The organism is Enterococcus xiangfangensis, assembly GCF_005405365.1.
In the GTDB taxonomy this organism is placed as follows: Bacteria; Bacillota; Bacilli; order Lactobacillales; family Enterococcaceae; genus Enterococcus_A; species Enterococcus_A xiangfangensis.
Map to the genome: position 1 here is coordinate 46800 of NZ_BJDX01000012.1, position 14225 is coordinate 61024.

General features: G+C 39.7%; 11 protein-coding genes. 9 read left to right on the forward strand and 2 right to left on the reverse strand.

The annotated features are described in order from the left end of the window. Nucleotides 1-70: 70 nt before the first annotated feature. The gene (locus FFM68_RS12105) at nucleotides 71-877 is read right to left on the reverse strand and encodes a Cof-type HAD-IIB family hydrolase (RefSeq protein ID WP_137619567.1); all 807 of its coding nucleotides are present in this window, start codon (nucleotides 875-877) and stop codon (nucleotides 71-73) included. A 178-nt stretch (nucleotides 878-1055) separates the two neighbouring features. Here FFM68_RS12105 and FFM68_RS12110 point away from each other — a divergent pair, with 178 nt between their 5' ends. Beyond that, nucleotides 1056-2258 carry a multidrug efflux MFS transporter gene (locus tag FFM68_RS12110; RefSeq protein ID WP_137619568.1) on the forward strand — a complete coding sequence of 401 codons (1203 nt, stop codon included), beginning with the start codon at nucleotides 1056-1058 and terminating at the stop codon, nucleotides 2256-2258. 50 nt (nucleotides 2259-2308) lie between these two features. On the opposite strand, the gene FFM68_RS12115 is transcribed toward FFM68_RS12110, so the two are convergent. Continuing rightward, nucleotides 2309-2488, reverse strand: coding sequence for a DUF2929 family protein (locus tag FFM68_RS12115; RefSeq protein WP_137619569.1), 180 nt, complete (start codon nucleotides 2486-2488; stop codon nucleotides 2309-2311). 118 nt (nucleotides 2489-2606) lie between these two features. Between FFM68_RS12115 and FFM68_RS12120 the strand changes: the two genes are divergently transcribed. From FFM68_RS12120 to FFM68_RS12155, 8 genes are all read left to right on the forward strand, one after another. Further along, a complete protein-coding gene (locus tag FFM68_RS12120) occupies nucleotides 2607-5864 on the forward strand; it encodes a DNA polymerase III subunit alpha (protein WP_137619570.1) in 3258 nt (1085 codons plus the stop codon). Between the two features lie 138 nt (nucleotides 5865-6002). Then, nucleotides 6003-6965: a 6-phosphofructokinase gene (gene pfkA, locus FFM68_RS12125; protein ID WP_137619571.1), complete on the forward strand. Its 963-nt coding sequence runs from the start codon at nucleotides 6003-6005 to the stop codon at nucleotides 6963-6965. A gap of 60 nt (nucleotides 6966-7025) precedes the next feature. After that, a complete protein-coding gene (gene pyk, locus FFM68_RS12130) occupies nucleotides 7026-8810 on the forward strand; it encodes a pyruvate kinase (RefSeq protein ID WP_137619572.1) in 1785 nt (594 codons plus the stop codon). Between the two features lie 206 nt (nucleotides 8811-9016). Further along, on the forward strand, nucleotides 9017-9568 hold the full coding sequence (locus tag FFM68_RS12135) for a YceD family protein (protein ID WP_137619573.1): 552 nt from the start codon (nucleotides 9017-9019) through the stop codon (nucleotides 9566-9568). A gap of 59 nt (nucleotides 9569-9627) precedes the next feature. Further along, the gene (gene rpmF / locus FFM68_RS12140) at nucleotides 9628-9807 is read left to right on the forward strand and encodes a 50S ribosomal protein L32 (RefSeq protein WP_010740070.1); all 180 of its coding nucleotides are present in this window, start codon (nucleotides 9628-9630) and stop codon (nucleotides 9805-9807) included. A gap of 250 nt (nucleotides 9808-10057) precedes the next feature. Further along, nucleotides 10058-11479 carry an NADP-dependent phosphogluconate dehydrogenase gene (gene gnd / locus FFM68_RS12145; protein WP_137619574.1) on the forward strand — a complete coding sequence of 474 codons (1422 nt, stop codon included), beginning with the start codon at nucleotides 10058-10060 and terminating at the stop codon, nucleotides 11477-11479. 107 nt (nucleotides 11480-11586) lie between these two features. Further along, nucleotides 11587-12273 (forward strand): response regulator transcription factor, encoded by a 687-nt coding sequence (locus FFM68_RS12150; protein WP_010740068.1) that lies wholly within the window; start codon nucleotides 11587-11589, stop codon nucleotides 12271-12273. Continuing rightward, nucleotides 12270-13775 carry a HAMP domain-containing sensor histidine kinase gene (locus FFM68_RS12155; RefSeq protein ID WP_137619575.1) on the forward strand — a complete coding sequence of 502 codons (1506 nt, stop codon included), beginning with the start codon at nucleotides 12270-12272 and terminating at the stop codon, nucleotides 13773-13775. Before FFM68_RS12150 ends, FFM68_RS12155 begins: the two co-directional genes overlap by 4 nt. The last annotated feature ends 450 nt before the right edge of the window (nucleotides 13776-14225 follow it).

Here is a 14225-nt window from a genome sequence, read left to right on the forward strand (position 1 = left end):
CCAAGTTGATCCAATGCCTCAGTTTTTTTATTTAGCAAACACGGCAGTAATAGTTCGAAGCCGCAATGTTTTATAGGTCTAAATATTTGGTCAGATAGTCAGCCAAACCATCTTCGGTATTAGGCTTTTCAGTGATAGCATTAGCTACTGATTTTAATTGATCTGTACCATTTGCCATCGCGACACCCCAGCCGGCGAATTTCAACATGTCTACATCGTTGTGTTCGTCGCCGAATGCAATGATATCTTCACTGTTCAAGTTAAGATTTTCGATTACACGTTTTAACCCATGGGCTTTTTGGATACCCTTGGCAACGACTTCTAAAATCGGATTAGGCCCGCCCCATGTATTGACTTCAACTTCGTGACCGAATTGTTGTTTCAATTCTTCGGAAACACCGTCAACATTTTCCGGTTGGCTGCGCAACAGTACAGAAGTTGGATTGGTTTTCAACGTGTTGACCGTCAATAAATTGTCATTCGTCGCAAAATCACTAGCAAAAAAATGCTGATCAAAAAAGTTAAGATCGTCGATAAAAAAAGTTTCACGATTTTCAGCCGCAATGAAATCTAATTTTAGATTTTTCTTTTCTGAAATCAAGTCAAATACGATTTTTCGATTGAAGGAGGTTTCCTGTTCTCCCGCCCATTTTTTTCCTGGAAGGTGGACAAGTGCGCCGTTAAAATTAATCATCGGCGTCGTTAGCTGCAACTGGTGATAAAAATTCTTGCTCATACGATAGGGACGACCAGTAGCAATCACAACGGAATGACCATCCTCAATCGCGCGATGCAAAGTCCTTGCCGTTTTATCACTAATTTTAGATTCTTGATTTAGCGTTGTCCCGTCTAAATCAATTGCGATTAATTTCTTCATAAAAATTCCTCATTTCGATTTGTTTTAGTCTAGCATATTCATCAAAAAACGCAACTGTAGCGCTTAAAAAAGATAAAAGTATTAAGAACTTGTCAAGAGAATCGAGAGAAGAGAAAAGTTTTTTTTATCAGAATCTGTTAGTATAGAATTGAAAATGGTGAGAAAGGGGAAACGGAGAATGAAGATCAATTGGCGAAGAAATCTATTGATTTCTTGGATCGGTTGTTTTTTTACTGGTGCAAGCTTCAGTTTAGTGATGCCTTTTTTGCCAGTCTATATTGAACAGTTGGGGACGGCTCGATCGCAGGTCGATTTATTCTCAGGTCTGGCAATTTCTGTAACAGCATTTGCAGCGGCAATCGTTTCGCCGCTATGGGGAAATTTAGCTGATCGTAAGGGAAGACGTCTGATGATGATCCGAGCAGCAGCTGGTATGACAGTCACGATGGGGTCTTTGGCATTTGTCCCGAATGTCTATTGGCTATTGCTCATGCGGCTGATGACGGGAGTTTTGTCCGGTTATATTCCAAACGCTACGGCGATGATCGCTTCGCAAGTTCCTAAACAAAAAAGCGGTTGGGCTTTGGGGACGCTTGCGACCGGCAGTGTGGCTGGAAATTTGATTGGTCCGTTGATCGGCGGGATGTTGGCGCAATGGTTTGGATTACGAAATGTTTTTATTATCACCGGGATCATTTTACTGATTTGTACTGTTTTAACGGTCTTTATGGTCAAAGAAGATTTTAAACCTATCGAAAAAGCAGATGTGATCAGTATGTCGGAGTTGCGCAAACGGATCAACTACATGCCGATTTTGGTGGGACTATTTGTGAGTTCTTTGATTTTACAAGTGGGTGCGACCAGCATCAGTCCGATTTTAACATTGTACATTCGTGATTTAAGCGGGAATAGCAGCAATGCATTAGTCGTCAGTGGGTTTATCGTTTCAGTTGCTGGAATATCGGCGATCGTTTCTTCACCGACGCTGGGGAAAATCGGCGATCGAATCGGGAATCATAAAGTTTTATTAGCTGGTTTAGTCTTATCGTTGTTCTGTTTCATTCCGATGGCTTTTGTAAAGACTCCCTTTCAACTAGGGGTGTTGCGTTTCTTCTTAGGGTTTTCAACTGGGGCGTTGATGCCGTCGATCAATACGCTTATCAGCAAGATCAGTCCGCCAGAAGGAGTCAGCCGAATCTTCAGTTATAATCAAATGTTTAATAATTTTGGACAAGTGATCGGTCCGATGCTTGGCTCGACGGTTGCACATACGATGGGGTACCCAGCAGTATTTTTAGTGACTAGTGCCTGTGTTTTTGGAAATATCATTTTAAGTCTCTTCAATTTCCGCAAATTGTTAGTAACAAAAACAAAGATATAATTGATTTGAAATAAACAAAAAACCAGTTACAATAAAGTAACTGGTTTTTTCTATGCTTTGGCTTTTTTGGGTGAAACAAACTGCGCAGCAATGATCACGATAACGCCAATAATCAACGAAACAATCGTAGAGAATTCAAAGTTATATGTGCCAATCTGCAGAGCGCCGCCTAAATAACAAACGGCTTGTCCAATTGCGAAAGCCCAAAATAGTGTAATTAAATATTTCATCAAGAGCACCTCTTTTCGCAATAATATTTAGGTACAGTTTAGCATTCTTTTTGAAAATGTAAAGAGAAGCCCCCAAAGTTTAAACAGAGTAAAGAAAGAACCACATAGGAGGAAAACTATGCAATTACCACAACTTTATACGAAAACTTCCTATTCATTATTGAAAAGTACATTAACGATTGAAGAATACGTAGCAGCAGCAAAAGCTCGTGGATATTCTGCTATCGCGATTACTGATGAGAATGTGTTGTATGGGGCAGTTGAGTTTTTTCAAACGTGTCGAAACAATCAAATGATCGGGATTATCGGCCTAGCGTTGGAATTTTCTTTTGGAGAAGCTGTTGAGAGCATTTTATTTTATGCTAAAAATGTTGCCGGTTATCAAGAATTGATGCGTTTATCTAGCACACGTATGTTGGCAGAAGCACCGTTGACACTAGCGGATTATAAAATTGATGCTCAAAATCTAATCACTATTTTACCTGTAGATCAATTAAGCGGCTCAATCAAAGTGATTTTGCCAGAGATTGAAGCAACGATTGCTGGAGAATTTTATTTAGGAATCTCGCCAGCAACGAAAACGGATGATTTGCCGGCAAGTTATTCAAAAATTGCTATTCATGAAGTAGCCTATTTAGAAGCTGATCAAGCTTTTGCAGTCAAGATCATGAATCACATTCAAAATGGCAGCCTGCTTCCAAGAGAAGAATTGACGAATCAGCAAGGTAAGAACTATTTAGTCGAGATGGAACAGCTGATTACCGAATTTACAGACGAAGCGGCTTTGACGAATGCTCAGCAATTAGTTGAAGCGTGTCAATTTGATTTGCCGCTGCACCAAAAGTTGTTGCCCCATTACCCAGTACCAACAAAACAAAGTGCCGATGCTTATTTACAAGAACTTTGTTGGCAAAAATTGCCGGAAAGAATTTCTGAAGTAACTGAGGAATATCGTCAACGACTGAATCGTGAATTAGCGATTATCCATAACATGGGATTTGATGATTACTTTTTGATCGTCTGGGATGTCATGGATTATGTTCATCGCAGCAAAATCGTTTCTGGAGCTGGCCGTGGATCTGCCGCAGGATCATTAGTTGCTTATGTCTTAAGCATTACCGATGTGGATCCAATCAAATATGAATTGCTATTTGAACGTTTTTTGAATCCCGAACGAAATAGCATGCCCGATATTGACTTAGATATACCAGATAATCGTCGAAACCAAGTTTTGCATTATGTCCATGAAAAATATGGTCATTTCCACGTCTCGCAAATCGCGACGTTCGGTACGATGGCCGCTAAAATGGTCTTGCGAGATGTCGGTCGTGTCTTTGGACTGTCGCAAAGCGAGGCAAACAGCTGGTCAAAGGCGATCCCGAGTCAATTGAAGATCACGTTACAGGAAGCTTATGATAAATCGGAGTCTTTGAAGCGGTTAGTTAGCCATGATGAACGAAGTCGACTGCTTTTTCAAACAGCATTGACCTTAGAAGGTTTGCCACGCCATGTTTCAACACATGCGGGGGGGATCGTCATCAGCGATCAGAACTTGCTGAGTATCGTGCCACTCCAAAAAGGTTCGGAAGATATTTTACTGACACAATTTACTATGACTGACGTGGAAGCAATCGGATTATTAAAAATGGATTTCCTAGGTCTGCGCAATCTTTCCATCATCGATAATGCACAACAAGCGATTCGACGGGTTTATCACGAAGACTTGGATTTGAAAAATGTTCCATTAGATGATCCGAAAACATTGGCTTTGTTCCAACGAGGTGAAACAAGTGGTGTCTTTCAATTTGAATCAGCGGGTATCCGCAAAGTCTTGCGCAATCTGCATCCAACTTCATTTGAAGATATCGTGGCAGTCAATGCGTTGTATCGTCCAGGTCCTATGCAAATCATTGATCGTTTTGTTGCACGTAAAAACGGCACAGAGCAAGTAACCTTTCCCGATCCTTCTGTTCAACAGATTTTAGCACCAACGTATGGATTTATTGTTTATCAAGAACAAATCATGCAAGTCGCCGCTCAAATGGCTGGGTTTAGTTTAGGGGAAGCCGATATCTTACGGCGTGCAGTCAGCAAAAAGAAAAAAGATCTGTTAGATGAAGAAAGGCGTCATTTTGTTGCTGGAGCTGTTGGCCGCGGGCATAGCCAAAAGAGTGCCGAAGAAGTATATGACTATATTGAACGGTTTGCTAACTATGGTTTCAACCGGTCACATTCAGTGGCATACAGTTTTGTTGGCTATCAGATGGCCTATATGAAAGTTCACTATCCAGGAGCTTTTTATACAGCTTTGATGCAGTCAGTGAGAAATGATCCGAAAAAATTACGGGAATACATCGCTGAAGCCAATCGGGCCGGTGTAAAATTATTAGCGCCCGCAATCAATCGCAGCAGTTATAGTTTTACATTAGTAGAAAAAGAGTTGATTCGCTTTGGCTTAGATGCAATAAAAGGAATGCGGCGTGATTTTGTCGGCGATATTTTAAAAACGCGCAAAGAAGGTGGCCCTTTTGAGTCATTGGATCAGTTTTTATTGCGAATCGAAACACGTTGGTTAAAAACGGACTATATCCAACCACTGATCCTCATTGGAGCGTTTGACGAACTTCATCCCAATCGACGAGAATTAGCTGATGGACTGGAAGGAAAAATCCAAAATGTTCAATATAGCGGAGGCAGTGAGACATTACTGGACGTGATGAGTTTGAAGGAACGGGAAATAGCGGACTATTCATTAGCTGAACGCTTGAATTATGAAGAGCAATATCTTGGCTTATATGTCTCTGGTCATCCGACTGAAAACTATCCAAAACTATTGAAGCAAAAGGATCTGCAGCCGATTACAGAACTGGTCGTAGGCAAGCAGGGGAGGATTCTCTTCTATTTAAAAGACATTCGTGAGATTCGAACGAAAAAAGGCGAGCAGATGGCTTTCTTGACGGGGAACGATCAAAGCGGTGAAATTTCTTTAACAATCTTTCCGCAAAATTATCGCCGCTTACGCAATGAACTTGAGTTAGAACAAGTTTATTTGGTTCAAGGGAAAGTTGAACGTAGCCGTTATGATCAAACGCTGCAGCTATTAGTTGAATCTTTAATACCGGCTCAATCTGCCGAAGAGGGTATCAGCGATAAAACACTATTCTTACGGGTCCAAGCAAATCAAGATACTTCAGCTATCCAAAAAGAGATTGCCCAAACTCTTCAATTGTCACCAGGAAAAGTACCAGTTGTAATCTATTATGAAAAAAGCCGCCGAAAGATTGCGCTGGATAAAAAGTTTTGGATAGGGATTAATGACCCCCTCTTAGCGGCTTTAAGCGACATATTAGGGGAACAAAATGTCGTAATAAGATGATTTCTTGTAACTTTCAAAAACTTTTTTCAAAAAATGGGCTTTTCCCAGGGACTTCCCAAGACTTTTAGATTTTTTTTTGATAGAATGTACCATGGATTAAACGATGTATGTTTTTGAGAATATTTATGAGGTGAGAAAATGAAACGCATTGGAATTTTAACAAGTGGAGGAGACGCTCCCGGAATGAACGCTGCTGTTCGTGCAGTCGTACGTAAAGCGATTTTTGAAGGCATGGAAGTCTATGGCATCAATTATGGTTTTGCTGGTCTAGTTGCTGGTGATATTCGTCGTTTGGATGTTGCTGATGTTGGTGATAAAATCCAACGAGGCGGAACTTTCCTATATTCAGCTCGTTACCCAGAATTTGCTACTGAAGAAGGTCAATTAAAAGGAATCGAACAATTGAAAAAATTCGGTATCGAAGGTTTAGTTGTTATCGGCGGCGACGGATCGTATCATGGTGCGATGGCGTTGACCAAACATGGCTATCCAGCTGTTGGGATCCCAGGTACGATCGATAATGATATTCCAGGAACAGACTTTACGGTTGGTTTTGATACAGCAATCAATACCGTGTTGGAATCAATTGACCGCATTCGTGATACAGCGACTTCGCACGTTCGTACATTTGTTATCGAAGTAATGGGACGTAATGCCGGCGATATCGCTTTATGGTCTGGTGTTGCAGGCGGAGCAGATGAAATCGTCATTCCTGAACATGATTTTGATATGGAACGAATTGCTAAGAAAATCCGTGCAGGCCGCGACCGCGGTAAAAAACATTGCTTGATCATCCTTGCTGAAGGTGTGATGGGCGGAAATGAATTTGCTGAAAAATTGGCTGAATATGGCGATTTCCATACTCGTGTCAGCGTATTAGGTCACGTTGTTCGTGGTGGTTCACCAAGTGCCCGCGACCGTGTGTTAGCAAGTAAATTCGGTTCATATGCCGTTGATCTATTGATGGAAGGCAAAGGCGGATTATGTATTGGCCTTGAAGACAATAAAGTCACTGCCGCTGATATCGTTGATACTTTGGAAAACAACAAACATAAACCTGATTTATCTTTATATGATTTGAACAACCAAATCTCATTTTAATCTCGTTAATAATAGTAAATACTATATATTAAAACAATCAAGAATGGAGCGTATTACGTAATGAAAAAAACGAAAATCGTTAGTACATTAGGACCGGCAAGCAACACGGTTGAAACAATCTCTCAATTAATTGAAGCTGGTGCTAACGTGTTCCGTTTCAACTTCTCACACGGAGATCACGAAGAACAACTTGCACGTATGAACATGGTTCGTGAAGCAGTAGAAAAAACTGGTAAAGATGTAGGTATTCTTTTAGATACTAAAGGTGCGGAAATCCGTACAACTGTTCAAAACACTACTGAAGCAGATTACGGTCGTGCAGGCTATATCGAATTTAACGTCGGCGACAAAACTCGTATCTCAATGGACCCTGAACATAAAGGAACTAAAGAAAAAATCGCTGTTACTTACCCAGGTTTATTCGACGATGCACACATCGGCGGACACATCTTATTCGATGATGGTTTGATCGATATGGAAATCATCGAAAAAGACGCAGAAAACCGCGAATTAGTTATGCTTGTTAAAAATGCAGGTATGCTAGGTTCTCGTAAAGGCGTAAATGCTCCTGGTATCTCAATCAACTTGCCAGGGATCACTGAAAAAGATGCAGACGATATCCGTTTTGGTTTAGACAACAACATCAACTTCATCGCTGCAAGTTTTGTTCGTAAAGCACAAGACGTTCTTGATATTCGTGAAATTCTTGAAGAAAAAAATATGACACACGTTCATATCTTCCCTAAAATTGAATCACAAGAAGGAATCGATAACATCGATGAAATCATTAAAGTTTCTGATGGAATCATGATTGCTCGTGGGGACATGGGTGTTGAAATCGTTCCTGAATTAGTACCAATGGTTCAAAAACGAATCATCAAAAAATGTAATTATGCTGGTAAAGCAGTTATTACAGCAACTCAAATGTTAGAATCAATGCAAGAAAACCCACGTCCAACACGCGCTGAAGCTTCTGACGTTGCTAACGCCGTATTTGACGGAACAGATGCTACAATGCTTTCTGGTGAATCTGCAAATGGTAAATACCCAGTTGAAGCTGTTGGCACAATGGCTCGGATCGATATGGAAGCTGAATCTGCATTATCAGAATTAGGCTCATTCCAAATCAACGAATTTGATAAATCAAACGTAACAGAAACAATCGGTTTATCTGTTGCTCGCGCTGCGAAAAACTTAGGTGTTAAAACAATCGTTGCGGCAACTGAATCTGGTCACACTGCACGTATGATCTCTAAATACCGTCCAGATGCTGACATCTTAGCTGTAACGTTTGACGAAAATACAAAACGCAGCTTGATGGTTAACTGGGGTGTTTACCCAACAGTTGCTGAAAAACCATCAACAACAGATGAAATGTTTGACTTGGCTGCTCAAAAAGCAGTTGAATTAGGCTTTGCTAAAGAAGGCGACTTGATCTTGATCACTGCGGGTGTTCCTGTCGGCGAACGTGGAACAACAAACGTAATGAAAGTTCAAATGATCGGTTCTAAATTATTAGAAGCTCAAGGTATCGGCGAAACAACAGTCGTTGCTCATGCCGTTGTCGCAAAATCAGCTGAAGAAGCAATCAAAAACGCTAAAGACGGTATGGTTTTAGTTGTACCAACAACTGACAAAGACTACATGCCTGCAATCGAAAAAGCTGCTGCTTTGATCGTTGAAGATGGAGGATTAACTTCTCATGCAGCTGTTGTCGGTATCGCTCAAGATATCCCAGTAGTTGTTGGCGCAAAAGAAGCGACTTCAACTGTTGTTGATGGTGAATTAGTCACTATCGATCCTCGTCGCGGCATCGTTTACCGCGGACAAACAACAGCAATCTAACCTTTGGATTGTCAGGAAAGCGGACCAGTTCATTGGTTCGCTTTTTTTATCAAATGTACGCCACAGAGTGCCTTAAGTTTGAACGGAAACTGAAACTTTTTATAACAAACTGCATTCTAACGTTTTTTACAGGTGTCAAGAAAATTTCATTGACAAAGATTTTTTACACCTGTATAATAGCGATTGTTGCTTAGAGGTGATGAATAATGAAATGGTCGATTGGCGAATTACGCCGCTATAAAGAAGAAACCCTGAACTTTTCAGAAACGATCGATGTGAATGACGCATTAACGGCCCGTGATAATGAAATCTTAGCTGTAGCTCCGGTTACTGTAACAGGAATCTTATCTGTCGGGAAAAATGAATATATTTTACATTATCAACTGAAAACTGTTGTAACTGTTCCTTCAGCTCGTTCTTTAGAACCAGTTGATCTGCCGCTTGATCTTTCAGTGGACGAAGTATTCATGACAAGGGAGCAATGGTCTTCAATGGAAGCCGACCGAGACGAAGAGATTCTTGTCTTAGACAGTGATACGATCGACTTGACAGATTCTATCGAAGATAACATTTTATTAGCGATTCCATTGCAAGTCTTTTCTGAAGAAGAATTGCAGACAACGGATTTACCAAAAGGAAACGATTGGGAAGTTGTCAGCGAAGAAGAGTATTTGCAAAGAAAAGAATCAGCTGAAACAATTGATCCTCGTCTTGCGAAATTATCTGAACTGTTCAATGAATCAGAGGATGACAAGTAAGATTGGAATAAAATGTATCAGAAAATGATACTTCATTTTACAAGGAGGTGTAACACCCAATGGCAGTACCAGCTAGAAAAACATCAAAAGCTAAAAAGAACAAACGTCGTACTCACTACAAATTGACCATTAAAGGATTGAATGAATGTCCTAACTGTGGCGAAATGAAGAAGAGCCATCACGTATGTGCCAACTGCGGCTACTATGATGGAAAAGATGTTATGTCTAAAGAAGCATAAGCACTTTTTAATAGAGAAAGTCAAAACCTCGAGACTAACCATGGAGTCTTGAGGTTTTTTTCTTAGAAAAACACTATTCATTTTCCATTCTTACTTTCTTAGGATATAATGAGAAACGTATTGAATATTTAGAGTATCAATTCTGCTGATTTTATTTTAATAGGATCATTGGGAGTGTATACGTGGTGAGAATCCACCTTATTTTTCTATCAGAAAATAAGATCATTAATATGAACTAGGAGGACAAATTATGTCAAAACAACAATTCGGCGTCGTAGGTATGGCTGTGATGGGGAAAAACTTAGCACTGAATATCGAAAGCCGCGGCTACTCAGTGGCTTTGTATAATCGGACTGGATCAAAAACGGAAGAGGTCGTCGCAGAACATCCTGATCGCAATTTAAAAGCGACTTTTTCAATCGAGGAATTTGTTGACACAATCGAAAAACCACGCCGTATCATGTTGATGGTGAAAGCTGGGCCGGCAACTGATGCCACAATCCAATCATTACTGCCGCACTTAGATAAAGGCGATATTTTGATTGATGGAGGAAATACTTTCTTTAAAGATACGATTCGTCGGAACGAAGAATTAGCTAATTCGGGTATCAACTTTATCGGTACCGGTGTTTCTGGTGGTGAAAAAGGCGCGTTAGAAGGTCCTTCTATGATGCCAGGTGGACAAAAAGAAGCGTATGACTTAGTAGCACCGATTTTTGAACAAATCGCTGCTAAAGCAGAAGATGGAGAACCTTGTGTCACGTATATCGGTGCCAATGGTGCAGGCCACTATGTGAAAATGGTCCATAATGGGATTGAATACGGCGATATGCAATTGATCGCAGAATCTTATGACTTGATGCAACGGTTATTAGGTCTTTCAGTAGAAGAAATGGCAGATGTCTTCTCTGAATGGAACAAAGGGGAACTAGACAGCTACTTGATCGAGATCACAGCGGATATCTTAACACGTAAAGATGACGAAGGAACGGACGCACCAATTGTTGACGTGATCAAAGATGCTGCCGGCAACAAAGGAACAGGTAAATGGACGTCACAAAGTGCTTTAGATTTAGGTGTGCCGCTACCATTGATCACAGAATCTGTTTTCGCTCGTTTTATCTCAGCTTATAAAGAAGAACGTGTCGCAGCAAGTAAAATCCTCTCTGGACCAGCACCTTACAACTACGAAGGCGACAAAGAAGAATTGATCGAAAAAATTCGTGAAGCCCTTTATTTCAGCAAAATCATGAGTTATGCTCAAGGTTTCTCTGAGTTACGTGCTGCTTCAAAAGAATTTGGTTGGGATTTACCGTTTGGTGAAATCGCAAAAATTTGGCGCGCAGGCTGTATCATCCGTGCCCGTTTCTTGCAAAAGATTACCGACGCGTATGAAAAAGATTCTGATCTAGCCAACTTGATGTTAGACGAATACTTTAAAGAAATCACTGAGAAATATCAACAAGCTGTTCGTGAAGTTGTTGCAATCGCTGTTCAAGCCGGTGTACCGGTACCAACATTTTCATCTGCAATCACTTATTACGATTCTTATCGTGCAGAACGTTTACCTGCAAACTTAGTTCAAGCACAACGGGATTACTTTGGAGCACATACGTATGAACGTACGGATAAAGAAGGAATCTACCATTATAGCTGGTACGACGAAGAATAGCAGGGGTTATTTATGATATTAGTACTAAGTATCTATAGCTTTTTGACAGGTTTAGCCCTATAATAATAGAGGCTTAATGAAATTTAACTTGGAAAGGAACTAAAAAAATGAGTAATATTCTGATCATTGAAGATGAGAAAAATCTGGCTCGTTTTGTCGAACTAGAATTGAAGCACGAAGGCTATGATACAGAAGTGCATTATAATGGTAGAACTGGACTTGAAGCTGCTTTAGAAAGCGACTGGGATGCTATTTTACTTGACTTGATGCTTCCTGAATTAAATGGCTTAGAAGTTTGTCGTCGTGTTCGTCAAGTAAAAAACACACCAATCATCATGATGACGGCTCGCGACTCTGTGATTGATCGTGTTTCTGGTTTGGATCATGGTGCTGACGACTATATCGTTAAACCTTTTGCAATCGAAGAATTACTAGCGCGTTTACGTGCATTACTTCGTCGAATCGATATCGAAGGCGATAAGAATGTTGCTAAACAAACAACGATTACTTATCGTGATCTAACCATCGAAAAAGAAAACCGGGTTGTGCGTCGCGGAAACGAAATCATCGAATTAACGAAACGTGAATACGAATTGTTATTGACTTTGATGGAAAATGTCAACGTAGTTCTTGCTCGTGATGTTTTACTAAACAAAGTTTGGGGCTATGAAACAGAAGTAGAAACCAATGTAGTCGATGTATACATTCGTTATTTGCGTAATAAAATCGATGTGCCAGGTGAAGATAGTTATATTCAAACTGTCCGTGGTACTGGGTACGTTATGCGCTCATGAGAAAATTTATCAAGAAACAAAGAGAACTGAAGGGGCCCTCACTCACCATTAAGTGGGCCTTTACAAGTTCTTTCTTTATATTCGTAGTATTTACGATTTTTGCTGTGATCACTTATAAGTCTTCCGTGAACTTGATTGTGACAAAAGAAAGAACTAATGTTGAACGTACGATTTCTGAAGTGACCTCTCGTTTAGCCAATGCAGATGAAGAGCTGACTTTAGTGAATACATACCGAACATTGACCGAGAGCAACAATCGAGATAGTGCTATGTACGATCAAGATATGACTTTAGAAGGCAATATGATGCGGATCGATGACTTTATTTCAGAATTAGGTCAGCGTCAACTGTCTTTAGACATCTATAACCTTGATAAAAAGTTGATTTTCAAAACGCAAAAGACTTATCAACCGTTAGTACAAACAAAATACAAAGAACCGACGATTGTGACAGTCGATGACCAAAATGGGTTTCTATCGATTGAACCGATCTATTCTAAAAAAACCGATGAGAAAATCGGCTATGCACAAGTCTTTTATGAACTATCTGATTTTTATGAGATGCGCAGCAAGTTGTTGCTGACGCTGATCGTATTAGAGATTGTTTCGCTGCTGTTGAGCAGTTTTTTAGGATTCTTATTATCGTCATACTTCTTGAAGCCTGTTAAAATCTTACGAGATACGATGGAGATCATTCGGCAAGACCCACAAGCTGAGGTTCATGTTCCAGAGATTACGACTAATGATGAGTTGTCCGATTTAGCAGTCATTTTTAATGATGTTATCGACCGAATACGAATGTATATTGAGCAGCAAGAGCAATTTGTTGAAGATGTCTCTCATGAGTTGAGAACGCCTGTAGCAGTTATTGAAGGCCATTTGAGTATGTTGAATCGCTGGGGAAAAGATGATCCAGAAATATTGGATGAGTCGATCCAAGCTAGTTTGCAAGAACTTGTTCGGATGAAGAGTCTTGTTCAAGAAATGTTGGACTTGTCTCGAGCAGAACAAGTCGATGTTTATTATGGCAACGAGACAGCGAAAGCAAAAGAAGTGACAAATCAAGTATTCAACAACTTCAAGCTGCTTTATCCTGAATTTACGTTTACTTTGGATGATGATCTTGATGACGAGAAGATTTTGAAAATTTATCGCAATCATTTAGAGCAGATTTTGATTATTATTTTGGATAATGCAGTGAAATACTCGACTGACCGAAAAGAAGTTCATGTTTCAGTTTCTTCGACCCTTAACAAGTTTGAAATTGCGATCCAAGACTTTGGTGAAGGAATCCCGAATGAAGACATTGATAAAGTTTTTAATCGTTTTTATCGAGTTGATAAAGCTAGAGCTCGAACTAAAGGCGGAAATGGTCTGGGGTTGTCCATTGCTCACAAACTTTTAGAGAGTTATAAAGGAAGTATTAGCGTAGAAAGTTCTGTTGGTAAAGGAACGATTTTTAGAATTTTTATTCCAATGTTGGAAGAAGAAACAGCTGAGTAGAACTCGGCTGTTTTTTTATGCGAAAGTTAAAAAATATTTCTTCTGAAATAGCGTTATTTTTGCTTTAAAATCGAACGTTATTTTAGAGTTTTAAATGAACGTTCGAAAAAATAAAAAGATCAAAAAAACATTCAAAAAATAGTTGCAATATAGCTCCAAGATTGCTATATTATTATCTGTTACCGAGAGAAAAAGACATCTTGAGATAAATTAAAAATAATGGTTGACGGATGAAATTTCTTGTGGTATTTTTATAAAGTCGCTTGAATGAGACGTGATACAAACTTGTTTTTTTATCAAAAAGTTTTTAAAGAAAAGTTGTTGACTTTCATTTTAAAACCTGATATGATATAAAAGTTGTTGAAACAAAGCAACAAACAATGTAGACCTTTGAAAACTGAACGAATAAAACAAACCAAATGTGTAGGGCGTTTCTATTTAATAGAAACA

What these genes read in the sequence shown, in the direction of transcription:
- pyk (WP_137619572.1), top strand. Translation starts at nt 7,026, where the DNA reads ATGAAAAAAACGAAAATCGTTAGTACATTAGGACCGGCAAGCAACACG.
- FFM68_RS12120 (WP_137619570.1), top strand. Translation starts at nt 2,607, where the DNA reads ATGCAATTACCACAACTTTATACGAAAACTTCCTATTCATTATTGAAA.
- FFM68_RS12105 (WP_137619567.1), bottom strand. Translation starts at nt 877, where the DNA reads ATGAAGAAATTAATCGCAATTGATTTAGACGGGACAACGCTAAATCAA.
- FFM68_RS12155 (WP_137619575.1), top strand. Translation starts at nt 12,270, where the DNA reads ATGAGAAAATTTATCAAGAAACAAAGAGAACTGAAGGGGCCCTCACTC.
- FFM68_RS12150 (WP_010740068.1), top strand. Translation starts at nt 11,587, where the DNA reads ATGAGTAATATTCTGATCATTGAAGATGAGAAAAATCTGGCTCGTTTT.
- FFM68_RS12115 (WP_137619569.1), bottom strand. Translation starts at nt 2,488, where the DNA reads ATGAAATATTTAATTACACTATTTTGGGCTTTCGCAATTGGACAAGCC.
- gnd (WP_137619574.1), top strand. Translation starts at nt 10,058, where the DNA reads ATGTCAAAACAACAATTCGGCGTCGTAGGTATGGCTGTGATGGGGAAA.
- pfkA (WP_137619571.1), top strand. Translation starts at nt 6,003, where the DNA reads ATGAAACGCATTGGAATTTTAACAAGTGGAGGAGACGCTCCCGGAATG.
- FFM68_RS12135 (WP_137619573.1), top strand. Translation starts at nt 9,017, where the DNA reads ATGAAATGGTCGATTGGCGAATTACGCCGCTATAAAGAAGAAACCCTG.
- rpmF (WP_010740070.1), top strand. Translation starts at nt 9,628, where the DNA reads ATGGCAGTACCAGCTAGAAAAACATCAAAAGCTAAAAAGAACAAACGT.
- FFM68_RS12110 (WP_137619568.1), top strand. Translation starts at nt 1,056, where the DNA reads ATGAAGATCAATTGGCGAAGAAATCTATTGATTTCTTGGATCGGTTGT.